We start from the raw sequence: 23,286 nt of genomic DNA, 5'->3' as shown, positions 1-23,286 counted from the left end.
CCGCCTTCCAGGGTCTGGACGGAGCGGTGGGCGCCCCGCCTGAGCTTCTCCTGTGCCGGCTCGGCGAACCGCCGCTCCACCGGGCTCGGTCGGGACGGAACCCGACGGCGGTCCGAACCCGGAGCGCGCGGGCGTAGGCTCCGGGAGATGCGGATAGGCGAGTTGTCCAAGCGCACGGGCGTGAGTCCGCGCTCCCTGCGCTACTACGAAGAACAGGGCCTGCTGACCAGTTCACGCTCCGACGCGGGGCAGCGTCACTACTCCGATGCCGCGGTCCAGCGCGTGTCACTCATCCGGCAACTGCTCGACGCGGGTATGTCCAGCAGGGTGATCGCGACTGTGCTGCCCTGTGTGGACATCCCGGGTGACCTGGGCATCGCCGAGGAGACGTTCACGGCGATGATGCGCGAACGCGACCGGATCGACGCCGACATCGCGCACCTGATCGAGACCCGAGACGCGCTCGACGTGCTGATCAGGGCCAACAGCCGGCACCGGGCGGAACTGACCACGGCCCCGGGAGCGGTGGCGCGGCCGGCCTGACGCTGTGATCTGCGTCTCAGCCGGTTGCCCCTCACATCGGTGTCAGAGGTGAGGATGGCAACCGCGCCCCGGAATCACCGGGTCGCTCGTACGAGAGGCGGCGGAAAATGGGCCAGGCATGGGGTTTCGGCAGGTATGGCGGGCCCGAGGTGCAGGAGTTCTTGGAGCGTCCCGACCCCGTCCCCGGTCGAGACGAGGTGCTGATCCGGGTCGACGTCGCCGGCGTGAATCCCCTCGACCACCTTCTGCGCTCGGGCCTGGTCGACGGGCTCGACGGCGGGCGTCCGTTTCCCCGCGTGCTGGGCATGGAGGCGGCCGGAACCGTTCTCGCGCGGGGCGAGGACGTCAACGGGCTCGAGGTGGGTGACGCGGTCTTCGGCTTCGCACTCACCGGTGGCGGCACCTACGCCGAGACGACGGTGCTGTCCGCGCCGAACACGGCGCGCATCCCGGAGGGTCTGTCCGCGACCGTGGCGGCAACGCTGCCGGTGGCCGGGACGACCGCGGTGGACGTGCTCGACCAGCTCGGCCTCCCGGCCGGTGCCACGGTCCTGGTCAACGGGGTCGGGGGCGGGGTCGGTCTCGCCGTCGCCCGCCTGGCCGCCGGGCGCGGGCTGCGTGTGATCGGCACCGGGAGTGCCGCCAAACGCGAGCACGCCGAGGCGGTCGGGGCGCGGTTCGTCGACTACACCGCCGAGGACGTCGCCGCCGCGGCACGCGAGCTGGTTCCGGACGGCTTCGACGGGATCGTCGACCTGGTCGGAGGCACCTCGCTGCGGACGGTCGCTCCGCTGGCCCGGGACCCCCGCAACGTCATCGCCGTGGGTGATATGTCGGTGCCCGGTCTCGGTGGGCGCTTCGTCGAGCGCCGCGTCGACCGCGAGAACCTGGAACGGTCGGCCCGGCTGGCCCTCGACGGACTTCTCGCACCCGTCATCACCGCGGTCCATCCGCTCTCCGACGCCCCGGCCGCCCTCGCCACCGTCGAGAACGGTCACGCCTCGGGCAAGGTCGTCATCAAGGTGGCATGACCGCTCGGGAGGCGGCTCGCGGGGCGAACGCGCGGCGACACGGCTGGTATGACTGGGGCATGCAGGAAGAGATTGCACGCTCCGCGATCGACACGTTCATCTCCGCGTTCAACGCCTCGGACGACGGCTATGTGACCGCCCTCCTCTCCCAGGCTCTGACCTCGGACGTGGTCTTCTGGGGGCCGTTGGGCCGCAGCGAGGGAATCGCGGCGGTCGAGCGGTTCGTGCTCGACATCCGGCGCCACCCGGCGGGGACCGGCACGATGGTGCGCTGCTCAGCGGTGGACATGCCTGACGAGTGGGCCCGGTACCAGTGGGTCTTCACCACGCCGGACGGAGGCCCCCGGCTGGCGGGAACGGACGTCGTCCATCTGCGGCGGAGCCTCATCGACCAGGTCATCGTCTTCGCGGGGGAGATCGAGTCGTCCGGCGCCTGAGTCAACTGTCACCGTCCTCCTCCCGGACCCGCCGCCTTCGGCGCTCGGGGGCCGCGGTTCGCGGTCGGTCAGGCCGCGGTGTCGAGGGGGTCCGCCCCGGCGGATGCCCTCTTCGCCGCGGATGCGGGCACGTTCCTCGCGCCGGGCGGTGAGCACGGACCTTGCCCCTTGATCCTGCACACGGGTCGTGCGGCTTCGGTTGACGCCCCACAGGCGGTCGTCCCCCACGCAGCAGCAGCCGTGGAAGCAGGTGAGAGCGGTCGCACCGGTCCGGAGGATGCCGGGCGGCGCAATGTGCGCTTACATGGGGAAAGGGCCGATCGGGATCGATGGCCTGCCGGTGTGGTGTGTATCCCCGACCGGAGCGCGGAGCCTCCCTCGAGGTGATTCCCGCAGTAGATCACTCGCCCAGGTCCAAGCCCTCCCCCTGCCCAAGCCCTCCTCCAGAAGGAACGAGGAATTGGTATGAATTCCGTACGCGTCCGTACCACCGCTGTCACCGTGGCCGCAGCGCTCAGCATCCCGCTGTCGCTGGGCGTACTGGTGCCCCAGGCATCGGCGTCCGACTCGTCGCCGACCGACGGCGACACCGCGTCTCCGTCACCGAGCGACCAGCCCTTCGGCCCCAACTGTTCCATGCTGCCGCAGAGCGGCAACGGAAGCGCCGCACAGATGGCGCACGAGGACGTCGCGACGGCGGTGGACAACAACCCGAACCTGTCCATGCTGGCCGATGCCATCAAGAAGACCGACCTGGCGAACACCCTGAACGGTCTCAAGGACAGCACCGTCTTCGTGCCCACCAACGACGCGTTCAACAAGCTCGGCACCGCCAAGAAGGACGCGCTTCTCAACGACAAAGCCCAGCTCAAGAAGGTGCTGACCTACCACGTGGTCGAGCACAAGAAGATCACCAAGGCACAACTGCCGCACGGCAAGTTCACCACGCTCGAGGGCAGCACCCTCACCACCTCGGGCTCCGGTGACTCCTTCAAGGTCAACGGCAGTGTGCCGATCGCCTGCGGCAACATCCCCACGAAGAACGCGACGGTGTACATCGTCGACGGTGTTCTCATCCCGCCGACTGCCACCCCATCGACGTCGCCGTCGCCGTCCTCGTAGCGTCGCCTGCGCCGGGACACCGCGAAGGTTCGAGCACCGCCTCCCCTTCCCCCATGAGGGAACGTCGCGCCACCGTGGGCTCCTGCCGACGGTGGCGCGACCGCCCCACCTCACACAAAAGGCATCTCCGCCGTAGTGCCGCGCCTTGATCCGAGGGATGAAGGTCCACGCGAGGCGAACAGCCGGCTGGTGAGAAACCCCGAACCTCCTGCCGGCCCTCGCCGCCATCCGGCGCGGAAATGGTGTAGCCCTATGAGGTCTCGTGATGCGGCCGAACGGTGCACTCACAGGCGCGGTGCCGTGTCCTTGGCCGCGGGCTGGTGGAATACATGGTGAGTGCGGCGGCATTCAGCACCTGTCTGGCCCGGTCGGGCCCGCCTCGTACCCCGCGAAACGGACATCGCCGTACTGGCGTGTTGGTCAGGAGTCACTCTTGACGACTACCCAGCTTTCCGTGGTCGTTCCGTGCTTCAACGAAGCCGCCGTTATCGAGAAATTCCACTCGGTCATCGGAAACGTGCTGGGACCGGCCGAGCTCGACTACGAGATCTGCTACGTGGACGACGGCAGCACTGACCGAACATCGGACATCATCAGGCAGCTTGGTCTCGCGGATCCGCGGGTCAGGTACGCGGTGCTCAGCAGGAACTTCGGCAAGGAAGCCGCGATGCTCGCCGGCCTGCGGATGTCCCGGGGCCAGGCGGTGGTCCTCATGGACGCGGACCTGCAGCACCCCCCGGAGCTCATTCCCCGGATGCTCGAACTCCACGCTCGGGGGTACGACCAGGTGGTTCCCCGGCGAGATCGTGCGGGTGACGGCGTGACACGCGCCCTGTTGAGCCGCGGTTACTACGCTCTGGTCCGACACCTCATGGACGTGGAGGTACTCGACGGCGCCGGCGACTTCCGACTGCTGTCGCGCCACGCGGTGGACACCGTACTTTCACTCCCGGAGACCAATCGGTTCTCCAAGGGCATCTTCTCCTGGGTCGGGTTCTCCACGGCCACGTTCACCTACCGGAACGCGCAACGGCTGGCGGGCAGCTCGAAGTGGGGGAGCCGCCGTCTGCTCAACTACGGCATCGACGGTCTACTGTCGTTCAACAACCGCCCACTGAGAATGGCCATCTACACGGGCTTTTGGTGCCTTCTGGTAGCAGTTGCCTATGCGGCGTGGGTAGTCCTGGACGTGGCAATCCACGGGAGCGTTGTCCCCGGTTATGTGACGCTACTGATGGTGGTGGTAGCGCTGGGTGGAATCCAGCTGATCACCCTGGGGATCATCGGCGAGTACGTGGGCAGAATTTATCACGAGGTGAAGCGCCGTCCCGCATTTGTGGTGCAGGAGACCGATGAGTTCCCGTCTCAGCGACCGCACCCAGCACATCATGAAAAAATCACGCCTTCTGGAAATCTTCCCAAAACGTCACGGCAGTTCGCCACCTTCGTGGCAATCGGATTCGTCAATACCGCCGTATACCTGAGCATTTTTGCCGCTCTGCACCAGTGGATCCCGTACCTCGTGGCGCATGCGCTCGGATTTGCCGTCAGTGTCGGATGCTCTTTTCTGCTCAATTCCTACCTCACCTGTCGAACCCATCCGACATGGCGCGCGTTCCTCCGGTTTCCGCTTTCCAGTGTCTTCAATCTCGTGGCGTCGGGCGCCCTTCTCTACTTGGCCGTGAGTCAATTCGGAATGGATAAGAATGTCGCTGCACTCGTCGCCGGAGTCGTGGTCACCCCTGTCTCCTTCCTCATCGCGCGGTGGGCCATCAACTCCGGCCGGCAGCCGGGGGGCGCCAAGGTCACTGCGGGAGCGCTTCGGCGCTCTGTCCCGGAGGCGAAGCAAGACGACCCCACGCTCGGCTAGCGCCGCTCGCTCGGAGGGCGACGAACAGCCGGCTGCCGGACAGCCGGTCGAGACACAGGACGCGGACGTCCGTCAGCGCGTGGCAGACGGAAGGCCGGCCTTCCCCTCACCACGCCTCACCGCAGTGGGTACGACTCTGTTGACGCTCCTCCCGCTCTCGCTTTTCGCCGGAGCCGCGTGGTACGCACGCTGGGTGCGTCCGAGCGGAGACGAATGGTGCTTTCTGCCCCGCGTGCGTGACGAAGGCTTCATGGCGCTGGTGGACAAGTTCTATTCCACGGACAACGGCCGGATCGCCAACGGATTCCTCGTCGCCTCCTACTCCGCGTTCGGCGTTCCGGGACAGCAGTGGTACGCGGGGATCAGTGCCGTCGTGATGCTGGCCCTCCTGTGGGCATGGGCGGCGGCGTTGCGACGGTGCAGCGGTTGGCAAGTGCCCAGAGGATTACCGCTGTTCTCGGCCGCCATGATCCTCGCCCTCTTCTGTTTCGCCTCCACGAACACCTACAAGACGTTCTTCTGGCCGGCCTCATCGGTCTCGCATACCCTCCCGCCTGTACTCACGGTCGCCGCGACGATCCCCGCTCTGCTCGCCACCTCCCGTCGCGGGCGGGCTCTCGCCATCGCCACCGCATGCGTGGTCGGTGCCGTCATGGGCACGCTGTCGGAAGAGACATCAGTCGTCGCCTTGACGCTTCTTGCCCTGACCATGCTGCTCGCTCGGAAGCTCTTCCCAACGGAACGGCTCGCCTTCGTACGGACGTGGTGCGCGTCCGCCGCAGGAGGCATCGTCCTCGGCACCGCGGTACTCCTCACCTCCCCCGGCTCACGGAACCGGCGCGCACATCACCATGCGGGGGCCATGTTCGCGCCCGAATCGCTGGCGGCATCGCTGCGGGGCTACACGCACATCCTTCTGACCTTGGTGACGAACTGGCAGTACCTCGGAGCGATCGCCGTCGGCACGCTCATCGGAGTTCTTGTTCGCCGCGAGGACGGCGGCATCCCCCGGCCGGATCACCGAGCACCCCTGATACTGAGGTTCGGCGTACTGGCCCTGCTGGTGTCGGGATACGTGTGCACGGTCATCACTCATCCCGTGTTCGGATCCTCGGTCGCGTCCGCCAACCGCCTGTGGAACGACTACTTGTTCCTGCTGCTCCTGCTGCTCCTCGGTGCGGGCGGTCTTCTCGGGAACCTGCTGGTGAGGCGGTACCACCGCAGCACACGGCCCGTGGCCGTGGGTACGACGCTGTTGTGCGTGGGCGTCACGGTCGTCTTGGCTGTGGCGCTGCGTGATCTGGGGTCGGACATGCGGGCACGGGGCATGGCATGGGACAGCCAGGACCGGCTGCTGAGGAACGAGGCTGCGGCAGGGGCGACGGTTCTGCGCTACAAGCCGCTCGTCATCAGCAAGATGACAGAACCCTTCGGCAACAAGGACAAGCGGTCGTGGCCGGCTGCTTGTGTCGCCACCTACTACCACGTGAAGGAGATCACGGACGGCACGCCAGGGCCCTGACCCCGGGTTCGGACACGCGTGGTGGGTCCGCTGGAGGACAGCGGCTGACACGACGAGCCCGCTCGGCAGCCCCGGGCGTCCATGCCCACGCCGGCCCGGTCCGGCGCCGGCGTGGGTGCGAGCGGCCTATCCGCCGGAGGGCGAGTACGGCGTTCCGCGCGGGTGGTGCGGGCACCGGCCGCCGGGTGGAGCGGTGCTACGCCTTCGGCCCGGTGCCTCCTGCGTCTGTACCGGCGTCGCCCTGCGGCTCCGCGGGCTCCACCACCGGGACGGCTCCCGTGGTGGTCACGACCGGCGGTGGCGGTGTGAGCACCGAGGCGTAGTCGCGCTCGGTGGAGTAGGCGAGGAAGCCCAGGTGCGCCTCGTAGCGGTCCAGGACGTCGTCGATCACCTGCTGGTGGGACAGGCCCATCAGGTCGTAGCCCTCGGAGCCGGTCTGGGCGAAGACCTCGACCCGGTAGTAGACGTCCGTCTGGCGGGACATGCGTCCGCCGAACATCGGCACCGGGGCCTCGACGGCATGCACCTGGTAGTGGAAGTCGCGGTGCTCGGGGATGGTGACCACCAGCGCGTGGCCGATGATGCCGGTCTGCTCGTTCGGGGCCGGGTCCAGTGTGGCCTGGTAGCCCTGCTTCCCGAACTCGCGGACCACGTCGGCCAGTGCCGGCTGCACGGTGCGCTCCATGAACTGGGCCACCTGCTTCTTCGAGGGGTAGGAACGCATCCGCTCCAGCCGCTGGCGCCAGGTGCGCTCGGGCACGTGGCCGCCGTGCACCGCCGTCGACTGCCGGCGCATGACGCGGCCCTCGCGCTCGGCCCGCTCCATGCGCAGGACCTTGGAGAAGGAGGCCATCACCAGCCAGGCGATGACCGTCACCGGCAGGGCGAAGATGAGCGTCGCGTGCTCCATGGTGGTGACCCCGCCGGCCACCAGCATCGCGATGGTCAGCACCGCGGTGAGCACCGCCCAGAAGACGCGCAGCCACTTCGCCCCGTCCTGCGACGGTTTGGGGATCGAGGAGGAGAAGTTGGACATCACCATGGCGCCGGAGTTGGCGCTGGTGAGGTAGAACAGCAACCCGGACAGCGTGCCGAGGCCGATCAGGAAGGCGGCGCCGGGGAACATCTCCAGCAGCGAGAACCAGCCCTTCTCCGGGCTGTCCATGGCCTGCCGGGCGAACTCCTTGTTCCCGTTCAGGACCTGGCGCATGGCGCTGTTGCCGAAGATGCTCACGATCAGGAAGTCGCAGAGCACCGGGGCGGTGATGGCGGCGATGACGAACTCGCGCAGCGTCCGGCCGCGGGAGATACGGGCGAGGAACAGGCCCACGAACGGGCCCCAGGCCAGCCAGAACGCCCAGAAGAAGAGAGTCCAGCCGGCCATCCACTCGGAGCCCCCCTCCTGGTAGGCGAAGGTCTGCAGGGTCCGGTCCGGCAGCGAGAAGACGAACCGGCCGATGTTCTCCACCAGAGCGTTGAGCAGGAACGCGGAATCCCCGGTGACCAGGATGTACAGCAGCATGGCCGCCGCACTCCAGATGTTCAGCTCGGAGATCAGCCGGATCCCCTTGTCCATGCCCGAGGTGCAGGCCGCGATGGTCATGATCACGGCCACGACCACCAGCGCGATCTGCAGGGCCAGGCCCTGGGGGAGGCCGAACAGCCAGGCGAAGCCGACGTTCAGCAGCACCACGCCGATGCCCATGGAGGTGGCGACGCCGAAGACGGTGCCGACCAGGGTGACGATGTCGATGGTGTCGCCGATCCCGCCGCGGACGCGCTTGCCGAGCAGGGGGTACAGGACGGCCCGGATGGACAGCGGCATGCCCCAGCGGTAGGCGAAGTAGCCCATGGCCATGCCGAGCAGCGAGTACATGGCCCAGCCGGCCACACCGTAGTGGAACATGGTCCACACCACGGCGTCCTGGGCGGCCGCGCCCGTCTGGCCCTCGCCCGTCGGCGGAGCCATGTACTGGGTGATGGGCCCCGTGACGGAGTAGAAGAGCATGTCGATGCCCACACCGGCGGCGAACAGCATGGCCACCCAGGTGAAGAGCTTGTACTGCGGCCGGGAGTGGTCGGGGCCGAGCCGGACGGAGCCCTCCTTGGACAGCGCGACCCAGAGGACGAACACGATCACGGCGGTGATGGTGAGGACGTAGAACCAGCCGAGGTTCTCCGCGATCCAGGCCACCATGGTCCGCATGGTGCCGGCGGCGTGCCCGGGAGCGAACATGGCCCAGAGGGAGAAGGCGACGATGACGGCCGAGGCGATGACGAAGACACGCCAGTTGACCTTGGGGCCGGGCTCCTCCACGAGTTCCGCGGGAGCTTTGCTGAGTTCCTGGCTGGAGACGGGAGGGCGGTTCTCGGCCTCCGGGCCGTGGCGCCGCCGTTCGGTGCCGCCGAGGTGGCGGCGTTCGATCGGGGCCTTCGGCGACTCGCCTCCGGGGCGGGGTGTGTTCACGGCTTCGGTCATGCAGTCCTCCTCCTGTCGGCGACGGGTTCGAGCGGGCGCCCGCGTTGGCGGACGTCCGCGGCCTCGGTCCGAAAAAGAGGGGGAGGCCGTGCACGGTGAGCACCCTGGCCTGGGACGCACTTGGCCATGCTAATACTCCTGACGAAATGATCTGGTGGCCCGCTCGGGAGCGGTGAAGGCCTCGGATGTCGGCTGTGACCTGGGCTTTCGTGGTACTCAGGCTGTGAGCGGCGGCTCCGTGTCCAGTGGGGGAAATATGCATAATCTCACCGTTGGGCAGGTTCTGGTCGTACCAGTCGGCCGCTGCCGCGCGGGCGGAGGGGAGCAGCCGGTGTTCCGGCGCCTCGCGGGCGGAGGCGGGGCCGGCGCTCTCCGGAAGACGGTGAGGGGAGTCCTCGCCTCAGCCGATCGGCGCCCTCAAGGACAGGCTGGTCCGTGGACGGCATGACCCGCACCGGCATCCGGTGCTCGAGGTCCTGGGCCGGGCAGTCCCGGAACTGTGCGCGCTGATGGATCGCGGCGGGGGAAGCGAGGACCGCGCCGTGACGGGTGGCACGCAGCGCCCGCAGGGCTTCGCGTTCGCCACGGAGGCCGACGGCTCGGGTGAGCTGGGCGGCGTAGGAGTCGAGAAGCGGCTTCGTCTGCTGGTGGAGGGCACCTCGTGCTGCCGGGTCCCGTGACCGATGGGGGACCGGTCCTGGCTCCACGCAGCGTCGTGCTCGGGGGCGTTTCGGGCTGCGGCCGGTTGTGGGGTGAATGGAAATTCGCCGTGTGTGACTTGGGTCCGGAGGCAGGCCGTGGTGGCGAGGCGTGCGCGGTCGTCGGAGACGTGGTGGGGGCTGGGCCGGCGTTTCCGCTGGGTAGCCGATCAGTGGTGAGGAGGCGAGATCTGCGGCGATCGCGCTCCGGAGAAGGCCGTTCGGCTGCCGGTGTGCCGGCAGCCGAACGACATGCCCTTGGGGACCAGAGCCGCCGTCCGTTGGCGGTGGTGACCGAGGTCCACCCAGCGGTGCCGGGGAATGGGCCCGGGGGCCGCGGGCCGCCGCGCACACCTGAACGCCGAACGCGGAGACCCCTCGTCCGATCTGGGTACTTCGCCTCCCCTTTCGCCGCTGGGGCGAGTTACGGCTTGGTGTACTTCAACGGGCGAACGTACAGGTCCCCCTGGATCGCCCAGAGCTTCGCCTTGCGCATGGTGATCCTCATCGCGTAGAAGGACTCACGGTTCAGATCCATGACGGACGCATTGCGCCAGGTGAGCCGGTGCCACCCATCGCCGAGATCCCGGAGTGTGCTGTTGTCGGCCTCGAAGCCGCTCTGGACGACGGTGCCCCCCTGGTTCATCAGGTCCACCCTGACCCAGCCGCCGTCTTCGATGTCGACCAGCAACTCGACGTTCTCACCGAAGAAGTTGAAGCCTTGTGAGGTGACGGAAGCGGACCTGTTCCCGGTTCGGCTGCCGTAGCAGGCGAACTTGTCCTTCTCGATGTAGCCCCTGCCGAGCGCGGACTCGCGCCAACCGGTGTGACGGCCCTTCCCGCCCATGTAGTAGAAGTAGAGCTTGTCGTCGATCTCTACGGGGATCGAGGAGAAGATGACGCTGCTGTCGAAGTCGCCGCGCGGGTACGTGCCCATGCCCTTGCCGTGCGGAATGAACGTGCTGCCCTCGGGTGCGACGTCGTTCCACTCCGTCAGGTTGACGGACCACTGCAGTGCCAGGTCGACGGTGTCGTGGTGCGGAAGCGTGGTGTCGCCGTCGCGGTACAGCGAGGCGAGCCCGACGTAGAGGTCGCCGTACTCGAAGACCGGCATCGAGTAGATCTGGGAGTCGAATCCGTTGCCCCGGTGGACCTCGACCGGCTTGGACCAGTTGATGAAGTCCGTGGACCGCGACATCGCCGACACGCGGATGTTGCTGTCCCACAGCCGTGTGATGAGTACGTACTCATTCGTGCGGGAGTCGCGGAAGACGAGGTTGTGGCAGTCCGCACCAGGGGACGGGCTGTTGGCCGGCCAGGGCTTGAGAGCACTGAAGTGGATGCCGTCGGACGAGAAGGCCACGCACAGGGACGTTCCTCCCGACTCGCGCAACGTGATCAGCTTGTACCGGCGGGTGGGATCCGGGTCCGCGGGGTCGTAGAGCACGGACGTTCCCTGGACATGCTCGAACAGGATGTTGTTCTTCTTGCTGCCGTCGAAGCTGACCAGACCCAAATCGGGCTTCGTCCAGTGCACGCCATCGGTGGACTCCGCGTAGCAACAGCCGGTCTGTCTGTTGGCTATGACGTACTCCCGCCCGCTTCGTTCCTCCGGAGAGGTGTTGAGTGACGCAGGATCGCGGAGGAAGAGCGTGTAGTAGCAGCGGAACTTCTTGTGCTCCGGGTCCCAGAACACGTTCGGGTACCCGTTGTCGAAGCGCGGCTCCCACGGCAGCCGGGGGTTCTCGAAGATCCCCTCTCGGAAAAGAGGGTTGTGGTCCGTGTCCTTGACGAAACTGCCCATCTTGACTTGGCAGTTCGTCATTCCCCGATGGCCGTTCCAGATTCCGGTGTCGAACGCGAAGTACTTGTGCGGCCGGCTCGTCGGGTCAGCCAGCGGAGAACCGCCGGCGGTGGGAACCGCGGCCAGCGGTCTGGCGCTTGACGGTCCTGCCGCGGCCGGCGTGCCCGCAGCGCCCAGCGCCGTCGCGGCCAGGCCACCGAGCAGGACACCCCGCCTCGACAGCGGTCCGAAGGTCTCGCGGCTCATGTGCTCTCCTTGCCCTGAAAGCGGGAAGATTTCAGACAGCAGACGTATGATGTCTCCTGTTTGCGCAGCAAGGCTGCCAGCGCTCTCCATGCGGCGCAAGACTCAGAGCACGTACTTCTTGCCTGCCGATCGCCCTCGCACCGAGGCCCGTTTCACCCCTGATCGGTTCCCGTTGCGGTACTCGCCTCCGCGAGGCCGGAGCAGCCCCAAGCCAAGGCTTCGACCAGCCGACCGGCCGTGCGTACGCACCCGGCATCCACGCTCACCTCGCCAAGTGAGGCGCTCGGTCACGCGGTTTCGTCCTGGTGGTCCGGCGGATCGGCCCCCTTTGAGCCGGGAGCCGGCGGCGGATCGGTGCGGGCACCGGCGGCATGCTGATGAGCCCCGGTCTTTGTGACGGGCAAGGCCGGTTGCAGAGGACCCCGTGCACGAGCTCCTCAGACCCGGTCCTAAGACCGTGTCCTACGTGGTGAGTCGGTCGTTGGGCTCAGCATGGGGAGGGGTACTTGGAGTTGGATTGTTCCCGACGGACTGTGGGAGATCGCGGAGCCGCTGATCCCGCCGTCGAAGGTGCGGCCGCAAGGCGGCGGGACTCAGGACACGCCTGACGAGACGCTGTTCGCGGCGATCATCTATGTCCTGGTCAGCGGATGTGCCTGGCGGGCGTTGCCGCCGTGCTTCGGGATATCGAAGTCGACGGCCCACCGCAGGTTCCTGATCTGGTCGAGAGCCGGTGTCTGGGGCCGGCTCCACGAGGAGATCCTGCACCGTATGGACGACGCCGGCCTGCTCGACCTGTCCCGGGCCGTGCTCGACTCCGTCCACGTCAGGGCTAAAAAAGGGGCGAACTCACAGGTCCGAGCCCAGTGGACCGAGGCAAGCCGGGCTCCAAGATGCACGTCCTGTCGGACGCGAACGGACTGCCCCTCCTCGTCGGCCTCTCCGCGGCCAACGTCCACGACAGCCTCGGGCTGAAGCCCATGATCACGGGTCACCAAACGAGACACGACCCCCATCGTGGCCGCCACTTCAAACCCCAGCGACTTCACGCCGACAAAGCATACGACGTCCCTCACCTGCGGAAATGGCTATGGGGCAAGCACATCGGCGTCCGCATCGCCCGCAAGGGAGTCGAGTCCAGCGAACGCTTAGGCCGCCGCCGATGGGTCATCGAACGCACCATGTCCTGGCTGACCGGCTACCGCAGACTCAACCACCGATACGAACGCCACCCCCGCAACTACCTGGCCCTTCTCGGCCTCGCCGCCGCCCTCTGCTGCTACAAGCGACTCCTCCGACTCACCACGTAGGACACGGTCTAAGCCTTCAGCCCGTTACGCCGCCGTGCCGCCTCGCCTACCGTCCTCGCCATGGACACAACGGGCATTCTCGATGAGGCGCTCCATCGACTGCACGGTTCAGGTCAGGAGCGGCTTGGGCGGCTTACCAACCACGCTCCAATGGGACCCCGAGCGGGACCTCGGGCTGAATCCGTTGCCCCATCGTGCCATTCAGATCGGGCTGTCGGGCGAGGCCGTGGACCGATACGTGGACGACTGGACCACGTCGATCCGGGACGTGACGCCACTCGCCCACGAGGTGCACGCGGCGGTCATCGCAGGTGACGAAGGCGCGGCCCGGGGGCTTCTTCCCGCTGAACGGCCATACCCGCTGACCGGCAACCTCGTGGACCGGATCGGCCGACGACGAGTGTGGGGGGCCGCTTTCGCCGTCAGGTCCTCAGCAGGCCCCCAGCGGCGCCCATGCCCCCTTCCGCCGTCGGCGTCCTTGGAGCCCACCGGCGACCAGACCTGGCCTACCTCGGGGACGGTGGCCGTCGACTGGCACTCTGTTCCTCCCCGGGCACGCGCGGCGCGGCGCAGCCACGTGGACGTGTGACGTCGTATCCGGCTGCTCGGAGCGGATCAGAACGGCGCTGAGAACTGACGACCCGTACGCCGCCAGAGCGCCTGGCTGGGCGGCGGCCTCCGGCAGACGCACACCGAGGACCTGCCTGGCGGGCTTGTCGTCGGACCAAGCCGGCGACCGACTGCTTTCCGCGCACTCATTCCTTGCACCCTTGCTCTGACCCTCGATCCACCGCGTAGCGGACGGTCTGTGAACGGAGGTGCCAGAAGAGGTGCCCGCTGGCACTCGGCCCAAAAGTCCCCGAGAAGGCCCACAGGCGAAGCCGAACCCCTCCTGGCTCGCATACACACAGGTCAGGAGGGGTGTAGTGACGTTGTTTCTGAAGACCTTCAGATGTCCCGGAAGATCTCGATCTGGGCGCCCACCGAGTTCAGGCGTTCGGCGAGGTCCTCGTAGCCGCGGTTGATGACGTAGACGTTGCGCAGGACCGAGGTGCCCTCGGCGGCCATCATGGCGAGGAGGACGACGACGGCGGGGCGCAGGGCGGGCGGGCACATCATCTCGGCGGCGCGCCAGCGGGTGGGGCCCTCGACCAGGACGCGGTGCGGGTCGAGCAACTGGAGCCTGCCGCCGAGGCGGTTGAGGTCGGTCAGGTAGATGGCGCGGTTGTCGTAGACCCAGTCGTGGATGAGGGTCTGGCCCTGCGCGGAGGCGGCGATGGCCGCGAAGAACGGGACGTTGTCGATGTTCAGGCCGGGAAAGGGCATCGGGTGGATCTTGTCGATCGGCGCCTCCAGTTTGGAGGGCCGGACGGTGAGGTCCACCAGCCGGGTGCGGCCGTTGTCGGCGACGTACTCGGGCGTGCGGTCGTGGTCGAGGCCCATCTCCTCCAGGACCGCCAGCTCGATCTCCAGGAACTCGATCGGCACCCGGCGCACCGTCAGCTCGGACTCGGTCACGACGGCGGCGGCCAGCAGGCTCATCGCCTCGACCGGGTCCTCGGAGGGCGAGTAGTCGACGTCCGCGTCGATGACCGGGACGCCGTGCACGGTGAGCGTGGTGGTGCCGATGCCCTCGACCTTGACGCCCAGGGCCTCCAGGAAGAAGCAGAGGTCCTGCACCATGTAGTTGGAGGAGGCGTTGCGGATGACGGTGACGCCGTCGTGCCGGGCGGCGGCCAGCAGGGCGTTCTCGGTGACGGTGTCGCCCCGCTCGGTCAGCACGATCGGCCGGGTGGAGCGTACGGTGCGGTCGACGACCGCGTGGTACTGGCCCTCGGTCGCGGCGACCTCCAGGCCGAAGCGGCGCAGCGCGATCATGTGCGGCTCGATGGTGCGGGTGCCCAGGTCGCAGCCGCCCGCGTAGGGCAGCTTGAAGCTGTCCATGCGGTGCAGCAGCGGGCCGAGGAACATGATGATGGAGCGGGTGCGCACCGCCGCGGCGGCGTCGATGGCGGCCATGTCCAGTTCGGCCGGCGGCACGATCTCCAGGTCGACGCCCTCGTTGATCCAGCGGGTGCGTACGCCGATGGAGTTGAGCACCTCCAGGAGGCGGTAGACCTCCTCGATGCGGGCGACCCGGCGCAGCACCGTGCGCCCCTTGTTGAGCAGCGACCCGCACAGCAGCGCGACGCACGCGTTCTTGCTGGTCTTGACGTCGATGGCGCCGGAGAGCCGGCGTCCGCCGACCACGCGCAGATGCATCGGGCCCGCGTAGCCCAGGGAGACGATTTCGCTGTCCAGCGCCTCGCCGATCCGGGCGATCATCTCAAGGCTGATGTTCTGGTTGCCGCGTTCGATGCGGTTGACCGCGCTCTGGCTGGTGCCGAGGGCGTCCGCGAGCTGCGTCTGCGTCCAGCCACGGTGTTGCCGGGCGTCACGGATGAGCTTGCCGATGCGTACGAGGTAGTCGTCTGCCATGAGCTTGAGGCTATCTCAGATATGAGATGGCGCCTCTCGGGGGGTCCGTCCGAGTGATGCCCCGTCATGCCGGCGCCCCTCGCGCCCCGTCCCAGGGTGCCTCATCGCCGGCGCGGCGGCGAACGGGGGTCTGCGGCCGGGGGCGGCTTCGCGGTGTACGTCCGCCTGTGAGGTGTCCGGTGGCCATGGGCGAGGTGCCTGGTGATCCGGCGGCCCGGCCGGCGGGCGGGGCGGGGCGGGCGCGTCGGGTCGCGCCGGCGTGTGCCCTTCCGGTCCCGGGGTGATGATGGGACGGTGTCCCGTTCGTCCGGTTCCGCCTCCCGTCCCGGCCTCCCTGGCCCGTGGTCGTGGCGGAGAACGGCGTGTCCGCGATGCGGGCCGGGCATGACCAGCTCGCCCCTATGTACTAGAGTTATCTCGACATCGAGATATCTGCCGAGGCGCACCGCAGCCGCCACCCCGGTAAGGGCTACCTAACTTAGCCTTACCTTATCGGATCGGCCAGGGTGGCGTGGCGGCACGATGCGGTGGTACGCGCACATCAATGAAGGAGACTGTCGTGTCGGCGAACAGCTTCGACGCCCGCAGCACGTTGCAGGTGGGCGACGAGTCGTACGAGATCTTCCGGCTGGACAAGGTCGAGGGCTCCGCGCGCCTTCCCTACAGCCTGAAGGTGCTGCTGGAGAACCTCCTCCGTACCGAGGACGGCGCGAACATCACCGCCGACCACATCCGCGCCCTCGGCGGCTGGGACTCCCAGGCCCAGCCGTCGCAGGAGATCCAGTTCACGCCGGCCCGCGTGATCATGCAGGACTTCACCGGCGTGCCCTGCGTCGTCGACCTCGCCACCATGCGCGAGGCCGTCAAGGAGCTCGGCGGCGACCCGGCGAAGATCAACCCGCTGGCCCCGGCCGAGCTGGTCATCGACCACTCCGTCATCGCCGACAAGTTCGGCACCAGCGACGCCTTCAAGGTCAACGTCGACCTGGAGTACGGCCGCAACAAGGAGCGCTACCAGTTCCTGCGCTGGGGCCAGACCGCGTTCGACGAGTTCAAGGTCGTCCCGCCCGGCACCGGCATCGTCCACCAGGTGAACATCGAGCACCTGGCCCGTGTCGTCATGACCCGCGAGGGCAAGGCGTACCCCGACACCCTGGTCGGCACCGACTCGCACACCACGATGGTCAACGGTCTCGGCGTCCTCGGCTGGGGCGTCGGAGGCATCGAGGCCGAGGCCGCGATGCTCGGCCAGCCGGTCTCCATGCTGATCCCGCGCGTCGTGGGCTTCAAGCTCACCGGCGAGCTGCGGCCCGGCACCACCGCCACCGACCTCGTGCTGACCATCACCGAGATGCTGCGCAAGCACGGCGTCGTCGGCAAGTTCGTCGAGTTCTACGGCGAGGGCGTGGCCGCGACGAGCCTCGCCAACCGCGCCACCATCGGCAACATGTCGCCCGAGTTCGGCTCCACCGCCGCGATCTTCCCGATCGACGGCGAGACGCTGAGCTACATGCGCCTGACCGGCCGCTCCGAGCAGCAGGTCGCGCTGGTCGAGGCGTACGCCAAGGAGCAGGGCCTCTGGCTGGACCCGCAGGCCGAGCCGGACTTCTCCGAGAAGCTGGAGCTCGACCTGTCCACGGTCGTGCCCTCCATCGCCGGCCCGAAGCGCCCGCAGGACCGCATCGTCCTCGCCGAGGCGAAGTCCCAGTTCAGCCAGGACGTGCGCAACTACGTCAAGGACGGCGGCGACGTCGACGAGGCCAGCAAGGAGTCCTTCCCGGCCTCCGACGCCCCGGCCATCTCCAACGGCGCCCCCACCCACAAGGTGAAGGTCACCGCGCCCGACGGCACGGAGTACGAGCTGGACCACGGCGCGGTCACCGTCGCCGCCATCACCTCGTGCACCAACACGTCCAACCCGTACGTCATGGTCGCCGCCGCCCTGGTGGCCAAGAAGGCCGTCGAGAAGGGCCTGACCCGCAAGCCCTGGGTCAAGACCACCCTCGCCCCCGGCTCCAAGGTCGTCACCGACTACTTCGAGAAGGCGGGCCTGACCCCGTACCTCGACAAGATCGGCTTCAACCTCGTCGGCTACGGCTGCACCACCTGCATCGGCAACTCCGGCCCGCTGCCGGACGAGGTCTCCAAGGCGGTCAACGAGCACGACCTCGCGGTCACCTCGGTGCTCTCCGGCAACCGCAACTTCGAGGGCCGGATCAACCCCGACGTCAAGATGAACTACCTGGCCTCCCCGCCGCTGGTGGTCGCCTACGCGCTGGCCGGCTCCATGAAGGTGGACATCACCCGCGAGGCCCTCGGCTACGACCAGGACAACAACCCGGTCTTCCTGAAGGACATCTGGCCCTCCGAGGCCGAGGTCAACGACGTCGTCGCCAACGCCATCGGCGAGGACATGTTCACCAAGTCCTACAGCGACGTCTTCGCCGGTGACGCCCAGTGGCAGGCGCTGCCGGTCCCGACCGGCAACACCTTCGAGTGGGACGCCGACTCCACCTACGTGCGCAAGCCCCCGTACTTCGAGGGCATGGGCATGGAGCCGGAGCCGGTCGAGGACATCTCCGGCGCCCGTGTCCTGGCCAAGCTGGGCGACTCGGTCACCACCGACCACATCTCCCCGGCCGGTGCCATCAAGGCCGACACCCCGGCGGGCAAGTACCTCACGGAGCACGGCGTCGAGCGCCGCGACTTCAACAGCTACGGCTCGCGCCGCGGCAACCACGAGGTCATGATCCGCGGCACGTTCGCCAACATCCGCCTGCGCAACCAGATCGCGCCGGGCACCGAGGGCGGCTACACCCGCGACTTCACCCAGGACGGCGGCCCCGTCTCCTTCATCTACGACGCCTCGCGCAACTACGTCGCGCAGGGCACGCCGCTGGTCGTCCTGGCCGGCAAGGAGTACGGTTCCGGCTCGTCGCGTGACTGGGCGGCCAAGGGCACCGCGCTGCTCGGCGTCAAGGCCGTCATCGCCGAGTCCTACGAGCGCATCCACCGCTCGAACCTCATCGGCATGGGCGTGCTGCCGCTGCAGTTCCCCGAGGGCCACACCGCCGACTCGCTCGGCCTGACCGGCGAGGAGTCCTTCTCCATCGCCGGCGTCACCGAGCTGAACGAGGGCACCACCCCGAGCACGGTGAAGGTCACCACCGACACCGGCATCGAGTTCGACGCGGTCGTCCGCATCGACACCCCCGGCGAGGCGGACTACTACCGCAACGGCGGCATCATGCAGTACGTGCTGCGCGGTCTCATCCGCAAGTGAGCCGGCCGGGCCGCCCCCGGGCGGCCCGCGACGGCGGTCAGGGCCGCACCCCCGGTCACGGGGGTGCGGCCCTCCCGCGTCGGCGCCCTCCTCGTGAACCCCGCCCCGAGCCGCGCCGGGTACGCCCGGTACGCGCGCCGGGAGCCGTCCGGCACCGCGCGCGGGCTCCCCGGCGAACCGGGGCGCCCCGGGCCGGGCCGGCACGGTCCCCTCGTCCGGGACGGCGCCCGTCCTCGCACCCGCGCCGCGGACCAGCCGCCCGGAGGCGGGGAGGCCGGCCCGGCGACGGGATGCCCAGAACCCCGGTCCCGCCGCCCCCCCCGGTCGCGGTCCCGCCGGTCCTCGTGCGGGCCCCCGGGGACGGGGCGGGCGCGGCGGGCCCCGGCCGCGACCGGAGCCCGCCGTGGGGGAGTCGCCGGATCAGGCGAGCAGTTCCACCTCCGCCAGGGTGTGCGTGCCGTCCAGCACCAGGCGGTAGCGGTCGTACGTGCCGGGCGAGGCGATCGTGAACGCCCGGGTCTGCCGGTCCCAGACGAAGGACTCGCCGGAGCGCCGGTCGAGCGTGCGCCAGGTGGTGCCGTCGTCGGAGCCCTGGAGCGTCCAGCCGGACGGCGCCGCGGTCCGGTCCGCGGGGGAGGTCAGCGTGTACTGGACCGCCTTCACCCGCCCGCTCACCGGCAGGTCCACGGAGCCGGCGGCGGCCTCCGTCGCGGAGGTGTCGTCGAAGAGGGCGCCTCCCCGGACGAGGGCGTCGGTGCGCGGGGCGGGCACCCGGTCGTCCTGCGTGACGGAGACCGGGGCGGCGTTCTCACCGGTGCCCCACGAGGACGGCCGCGGGCCCATGGCGAACTCCAGCACCCCGCCCCGGGCGATCAGGTCGTGGGGGAGCGCGGTGGAGTCCCAGCGCTTGCCGTTGACCTTCAGGCCCTGCACGTACACGTTCTTCGCGCTGTTCTGTGGCGCCTTGACCACCAGGGTGCGGCCGTTCTCCAGGTGGACGGTGGCCTTGGTGAACAGCGGGGAGCCGATCGCGTACTCGCCGCCGCCCATCACCAGCGGGTAGAAGCCGAGCGCGGAGAAGAGGTACCAGGCCGACTGCTCGCCGTTGTCCTCGTCGCCGTGGTAGCCCTGCCCGATGTCGCTGCCCGTGTAGAGCCGGGAGAGGACCTCGCGGACGTTCCGCTGCGTCTTGTGCGGCTGCCCGGCCGCGTCGTACATGTACAGCGCGTGGTGGGCCACCTGGTTGGAGTGGCCGTAGTTGCCCATCCGCACGTCCCGCGCCTCGGTCATCTCGTGGATGACACCACCGTAGGAACCGGCGAACTCGGGGGCGGCCGTCTCGGGCGTGGCGAGGTAGGTGTCGAGCTTGTCGGCGAGGCCGGACCGGCCGCCGTAGAGGTTGGCCAGGCCCCGGCTGTCCTGCGGGGCGGTGAAGGCGTAGCCCCAGCCGTTGGTCTCCGTGTAGTCGTACCCCCACACACGCGGGTCGTAGCGGTCGGAGTCGACGCGCCGGCGGCCCGCGGCGTCCCTGCCCTGGAAGAAGCCGGCCTTCTCGTCGAAGAGGTGGACGTAGTCGCGGGCCCGGTTCAGGAAGTAGGCGGACTCCTCCCGGTAGCGCTCCTCCCCGGTCTCCCGGTACAGCTTTTCGCCCATCCTGGCGATGCCGTAGTCGTTGACGTAGCCCTCCAGCGCCCAGGACAGGCCCTCGTGGGTCTCGGTGGAGGTGTAGCCGAGGAAGGGCGAGGTGGCCATGCCCTTGCGGCCGACGCCGGAGGACGGGGGCACGACGGTGGCGTTCTTCACCGCCGCGTCGTAGGCGGCCTCCGCGTCGAAACGCACGCCCTTGACGTAGGCGTCCGCGAAGGCGACGTCCGAGGAGGTGCCGGTCATCAGGTCCGCGTAGCCGGGGGAGGACCAGCGCGACGTCCAGCCGCCGTCCTTGTAGTGCTGCACGAAGCCGTCGACCAGTTCGCCCGCCGTGGACGGCGTCAGGAAGGAGTACGCGGGCCAGGTGGTCCGGTAGGTGTCCCAGAAGCCGTTGTTGACGTACACGCGGCCGTCGACGACCTTCGCGCCGGTGCGGGTCGGCGTGTCCGGCCCCGTCGCCTCGGAGAACGGCGAGGCGTACCGGTCCTTCCCGCCGACCCGCTCGAAACCGGAGTTGGGGTACAGGTACAGCCGGTACAGGCTGGAGTACAGGGTGGTGAGCTGGTCCCGCGTGGCGCCCTCGACCTCGACGGTGCCGAGCAGCCGGTCCCACTGCCGCTGGGCGTCCCGGCGGACCTTCTCGAACGAGGTGCCCCGCGGCGCCTCCTGGCGCAGGTTGTCCCTGGCCTGGTCGACGCCGATCAGCGAGGTCGCCAGGCGCAGGGTGACGGTGCGGTCCCGGCCCGCGTCGAAGCGCAGCCAGCCGGTGGCGCCGTCCGAGCCGCCCCCGGTGGCCTTCCGGTCGAACTCGCCGTACACGAAGAGCCGGGTCGCGCCGGTGGAGAGCCCGGACTTGACGTCCGACCAGCCGCTGACGGTGCCGTTCTCCCGGTCCAGGGTCAGGCCGGCCCGGTCCGTGACGTTGTCGAAGACCAGGCTCGCGTCGTCGCCCGGATAGGTGAAGCGGAGCAGCGCCGCGTGGTCGGTCGGCGCCATCTCGGCCCTCAGGCCGTTCTCGAAACGCACCCCGTAGTAGTGCGGGCGGGCGGTCTCGTTCTCGTGCCGGAAGGGCAGCGCCCGCGCCTCACGGCCGGTGGCGGGGGTGCCGGCGGCGGCCGAGGGCATCACCTGGAAGGTCTGCCGGTCGCCCATCCACGGGCTCGGCTCGTGGCTGGCCGAGAACGCCTGGAGGGTGGGCAGGTTGTCGGCGTTGTTGCCGCGCGCGTACTCGTAGAGCCAGCTCGTGGAGGCGGCGTTGGTGACGGGGGTCCAGAAGTTGAAGCCGTGCGGGACGGCGGTGGCGGGGATGGTGTTGCCCCGCGAGAAGCTGCCGCTGGAGTGGGTGCCGCGGGTGGTCAGCACGTGGTCCGACGGGTGGGCCTTCGGACGCTCGGGCTCGGCCCGCCGGATGGCCACGTCGTCCAGCCAGCCGCGGAACTTCGCCGGGCCCTTGGGGGAGTCGTAGGCGACCAGGACGCGGTCCACGGTCTTGCCGGCCGCGACCGTGCCGATCGCCGAGGTGACGCTGTTCCACTGGTTGACGTAGAGGACCTTGGCGTCGCCCTGGCCGCGCGGCGACAGCGGGAAGCCGTGCTGGTCGGTGGCGCCGAGCCCGCTCAGGTAGGTGCCGTCGGTGAAGGCGAGGTCGACGGAGACGTGGGTCGCGTCGTAGTCGAGGTCGCCGTCGGCCATCGACGGGAAGACCTTGTACGACAGCTCGGTGCGCCGGTCGACCTTGACGTCGACGTCGAAGACCTTGTTGTACGAGTACCCCCGCCCGTCGGCGGTGTGCCGCCCGGCGTAGCGCAGCGCCCGGACGCCGGTGAAGCCGGCCCTCGCCTTCGCGGTCGGCGAGCCGGACGGCCCCCGGTCGACGCGGGTGAGCATGTCCGGCGGGACGGTGGTGTCGTCGGATCCGGTGGAGAACTGGACGTCGGCGAGCTGGAGGATGTCCCCGCCGTTGGTGCGGGTGACCTCCAGCCGGAAGTGCCGGTACTCGCCGGGCTCGGCGAGGTCGTACGTCCGCGTCTGGAAGCGCTGCCCGAAGGTCTGGCCGGAGCGGGTGTCGAGGGTCCGCCACTGCTCACCGTCCGCGGAGCCCTTGAGGGTCCAGTCGGCCGGGTCGCGTTCGGCGTGGTCGTTGGCCGAGGTCAGCGCGTACCGGGCCACGGTGGTCGGCCGGTCCAGGTCGAACTCGGCCCAGCCGGTCTTCTCGAACGCCAGCCACTTGGTGCCCGGTTCGCCGTCGACGAGATTCTCCTTGACCTCACCGCCGGCGGTGTTCTCGGCGCTGGCCCGGACCGCGGTGACCCGGTCGGTGACGTTGCCGGGTATGCCCGTGGTGTCGCCGCCGTCGACGCCGGAGGCGCGCTTGGCGCCGCCCCGGGTGGTGTCGACGGTGTCGGTCCAGTCCGGTGCCGGGTCGTCCGCCTCGAACGAGGACGCGAACTCCCGGGCGGGGGCGGCGGGCGCGGACGGCAGCGCGACCGCCGCCCCCTGTGCCGTCGCCGCCAACGCGAAGGCGGTCGCCGTGACGACCGCCGGACCCCATCTGTGCCGAGTTCTGTAGCGCATGTTCCCGCACCCTCCGTGCGCCTGCCCCGGATATGCGACACCGGGGAGTGGACAACGTTGTCAGATTGGAGCGCAAGAACCAGTAGCGCGTGAAGGGGCCTGTGATGTCAAGGGTGTTGACTGCGGCATCCGGGGCGGACGCATGCCGGATTTTCTTCGGGGCAGCCTTCGGGGGCCCTTTTTTCCGTCAGGTCTCAACTCGGAAAAGACGTGGGGGGAACCTTGCGTTCGATCTTGCTCCG

General features: G+C 68.9%; 13 protein-coding genes and 1 pseudogene. 10 read left to right on the top strand and 4 right to left on the bottom strand.

The features are described from left to right. Nucleotides 1-147 precede the first annotated feature (147 nt). The 6 genes from VM636_RS05765 (at nt 148) to VM636_RS05740 (ending at nt 6,525) form a co-directional block, all read left to right on the top strand. Nucleotides 148-543, top strand: a complete 396-nt coding sequence (locus VM636_RS05765) for a MerR family transcriptional regulator (protein WP_030420659.1) — start codon at nt 148-150, stop codon at nt 541-543. 107 nt (nt 544-650) lie between these two features. Then, complete coding sequence (locus VM636_RS05760; protein WP_107091361.1) at nt 651-1,574, top strand: NADP-dependent oxidoreductase; 924 nt, start codon at nt 651-653, stop codon at nt 1,572-1,574. Between the two features lie 59 nt (nt 1,575-1,633). Next, the gene (locus VM636_RS05755) at nt 1,634-2,011 is read left to right on the top strand and encodes a hypothetical protein (protein WP_053913882.1); all 378 of its coding nucleotides are present in this window, start codon (nt 1,634-1,636) and stop codon (nt 2,009-2,011) included. A 465-nt stretch (nt 2,012-2,476) separates the two neighbouring features. Beyond that, nucleotides 2,477-3,133: a fasciclin domain-containing protein gene (locus VM636_RS05750; RefSeq protein WP_053913764.1), complete on the top strand. Its 657-nt coding sequence runs from the start codon at nt 2,477-2,479 to the stop codon at nt 3,131-3,133. A 433-nt stretch (nt 3,134-3,566) separates the two neighbouring features. Continuing rightward, a complete protein-coding gene (locus VM636_RS05745) occupies nt 3,567-5,003 on the top strand; it encodes a glycosyltransferase (RefSeq protein WP_053913765.1) in 1,437 nt (478 codons plus the stop codon). 232 nt (nt 5,004-5,235) lie between these two features. Continuing rightward, a complete protein-coding gene (locus VM636_RS05740; RefSeq protein WP_234340424.1) occupies nt 5,236-6,525 on the top strand; it encodes a DUF6056 family protein in 1,290 nt (429 codons plus the stop codon). A gap of 196 nt (nt 6,526-6,721) precedes the next feature. Here VM636_RS05740 and betT read toward each other — a convergent pair whose 3' ends face one another. Then, on the bottom strand, nt 6,722-9,004 hold the full coding sequence (gene betT, locus VM636_RS05735) for a choline BCCT transporter BetT (protein WP_030420668.1): 2,283 nt from the start codon (nt 9,002-9,004) through the stop codon (nt 6,722-6,724). Between the two features lie 542 nt (nt 9,005-9,546). On the opposite strand from betT, the gene VM636_RS05730 reads away from it, so the two are divergent. Continuing rightward, entirely contained in the window at nt 9,547-9,684 is a 138-nt protein-coding gene (locus tag VM636_RS05730) for a hypothetical protein (protein WP_158786463.1), read from the top strand. Nucleotides 9,685-10,126: 442 nt separating this feature from the next. On the opposite strand, the gene VM636_RS05725 is transcribed toward VM636_RS05730, so the two are convergent. Further along, nucleotides 10,127-11,527, bottom strand: coding sequence for a hypothetical protein (locus VM636_RS05725; RefSeq protein ID WP_158786465.1), 1,401 nt, complete (start codon nt 11,525-11,527; stop codon nt 10,127-10,129). A gap of 717 nt (nt 11,528-12,244) precedes the next feature. On the opposite strand from VM636_RS05725, the gene VM636_RS05720 reads away from it, so the two are divergent. Together VM636_RS05720 and VM636_RS05715 are read left to right on the top strand one after the other, a co-directional pair. Then, nucleotides 12,245-13,062 (top strand): IS5 family transposase gene (locus tag VM636_RS05720; protein ID WP_107091362.1). Its coding sequence is split into 2 segments (ribosomal slippage): nt 12,245-12,593 and nt 12,593-13,062, totalling 819 coding nucleotides; the frame shifts between segments, so codons are not numbered across the junction. 145 nt (nt 13,063-13,207) lie between these two features. Then, nucleotides 13,208-13,423, top strand: a pseudogene (locus VM636_RS05715) (DUF4291 family protein); the annotation flags it as partial. Between the two features lie 587 nt (nt 13,424-14,010). On the opposite strand, the gene VM636_RS05710 reads toward VM636_RS05715, so the two are convergent. After that, entirely contained in the window at nt 14,011-15,540 is a 1,530-nt protein-coding gene (locus tag VM636_RS05710; RefSeq protein ID WP_030420671.1) for a UDP-N-acetylglucosamine 1-carboxyvinyltransferase, read from the bottom strand. 559 nt (nt 15,541-16,099) lie between these two features. Here VM636_RS05710 and acnA point away from each other — a divergent pair. Further along, complete coding sequence (gene acnA, locus VM636_RS05705; RefSeq protein ID WP_053913769.1) at nt 16,100-18,823, top strand: aconitate hydratase AcnA; 2,724 nt, start codon at nt 16,100-16,102, stop codon at nt 18,821-18,823. Nucleotides 18,824-19,243: 420 nt separating this feature from the next. Here the strand turns inward: acnA and VM636_RS05700 are convergent, their stop codons facing one another. Beyond that, complete coding sequence (locus VM636_RS05700; protein WP_338483675.1) at nt 19,244-23,044, bottom strand: GH92 family glycosyl hydrolase; 3,801 nt, start codon at nt 23,042-23,044, stop codon at nt 19,244-19,246. Between the last annotated feature and the right edge of the window lie 242 nt (nt 23,045-23,286).

Source organism: Streptomyces sp. SCSIO 75703, from assembly GCF_036607905.1.
Lineage (GTDB): Bacteria > Actinomycetota > Actinomycetes > Streptomycetales > Streptomycetaceae > Streptomyces.
Note: the sequence above shows the minus strand (reverse complement) of the source record. Positions and strands in the feature narration are given on the sequence as shown.

Excerpts from the sequence above, each read along its gene's own strand:
- betT (WP_030420668.1), bottom strand. The coding sequence starts at position 9,004 with ATGACCGAAGCCGTGAACACACCCCGCCCCGGAGGCGAGTCGCCGAAG.
- VM636_RS05760 (WP_107091361.1), top strand. The coding sequence starts at position 651 with ATGGGCCAGGCATGGGGTTTCGGCAGGTATGGCGGGCCCGAGGTGCAG.
- VM636_RS05765 (WP_030420659.1), top strand. The coding sequence starts at position 148 with ATGCGGATAGGCGAGTTGTCCAAGCGCACGGGCGTGAGTCCGCGCTCC.
- VM636_RS05710 (WP_030420671.1), bottom strand. The coding sequence starts at position 15,540 with ATGGCAGACGACTACCTCGTACGCATCGGCAAGCTCATCCGTGACGCC.
- VM636_RS05755 (WP_053913882.1), top strand. The coding sequence starts at position 1,634 with ATGCAGGAAGAGATTGCACGCTCCGCGATCGACACGTTCATCTCCGCG.
- VM636_RS05750 (WP_053913764.1), top strand. The coding sequence starts at position 2,477 with ATGAATTCCGTACGCGTCCGTACCACCGCTGTCACCGTGGCCGCAGCG.
- VM636_RS05725 (WP_158786465.1), bottom strand. The coding sequence starts at position 11,527 with ATGACGAACTGCCAAGTCAAGATGGGCAGTTTCGTCAAGGACACGGAC.
- VM636_RS05700 (WP_338483675.1), bottom strand. The coding sequence starts at position 23,044 with ATGCGCTACAGAACTCGGCACAGATGGGGTCCGGCGGTCGTCACGGCG.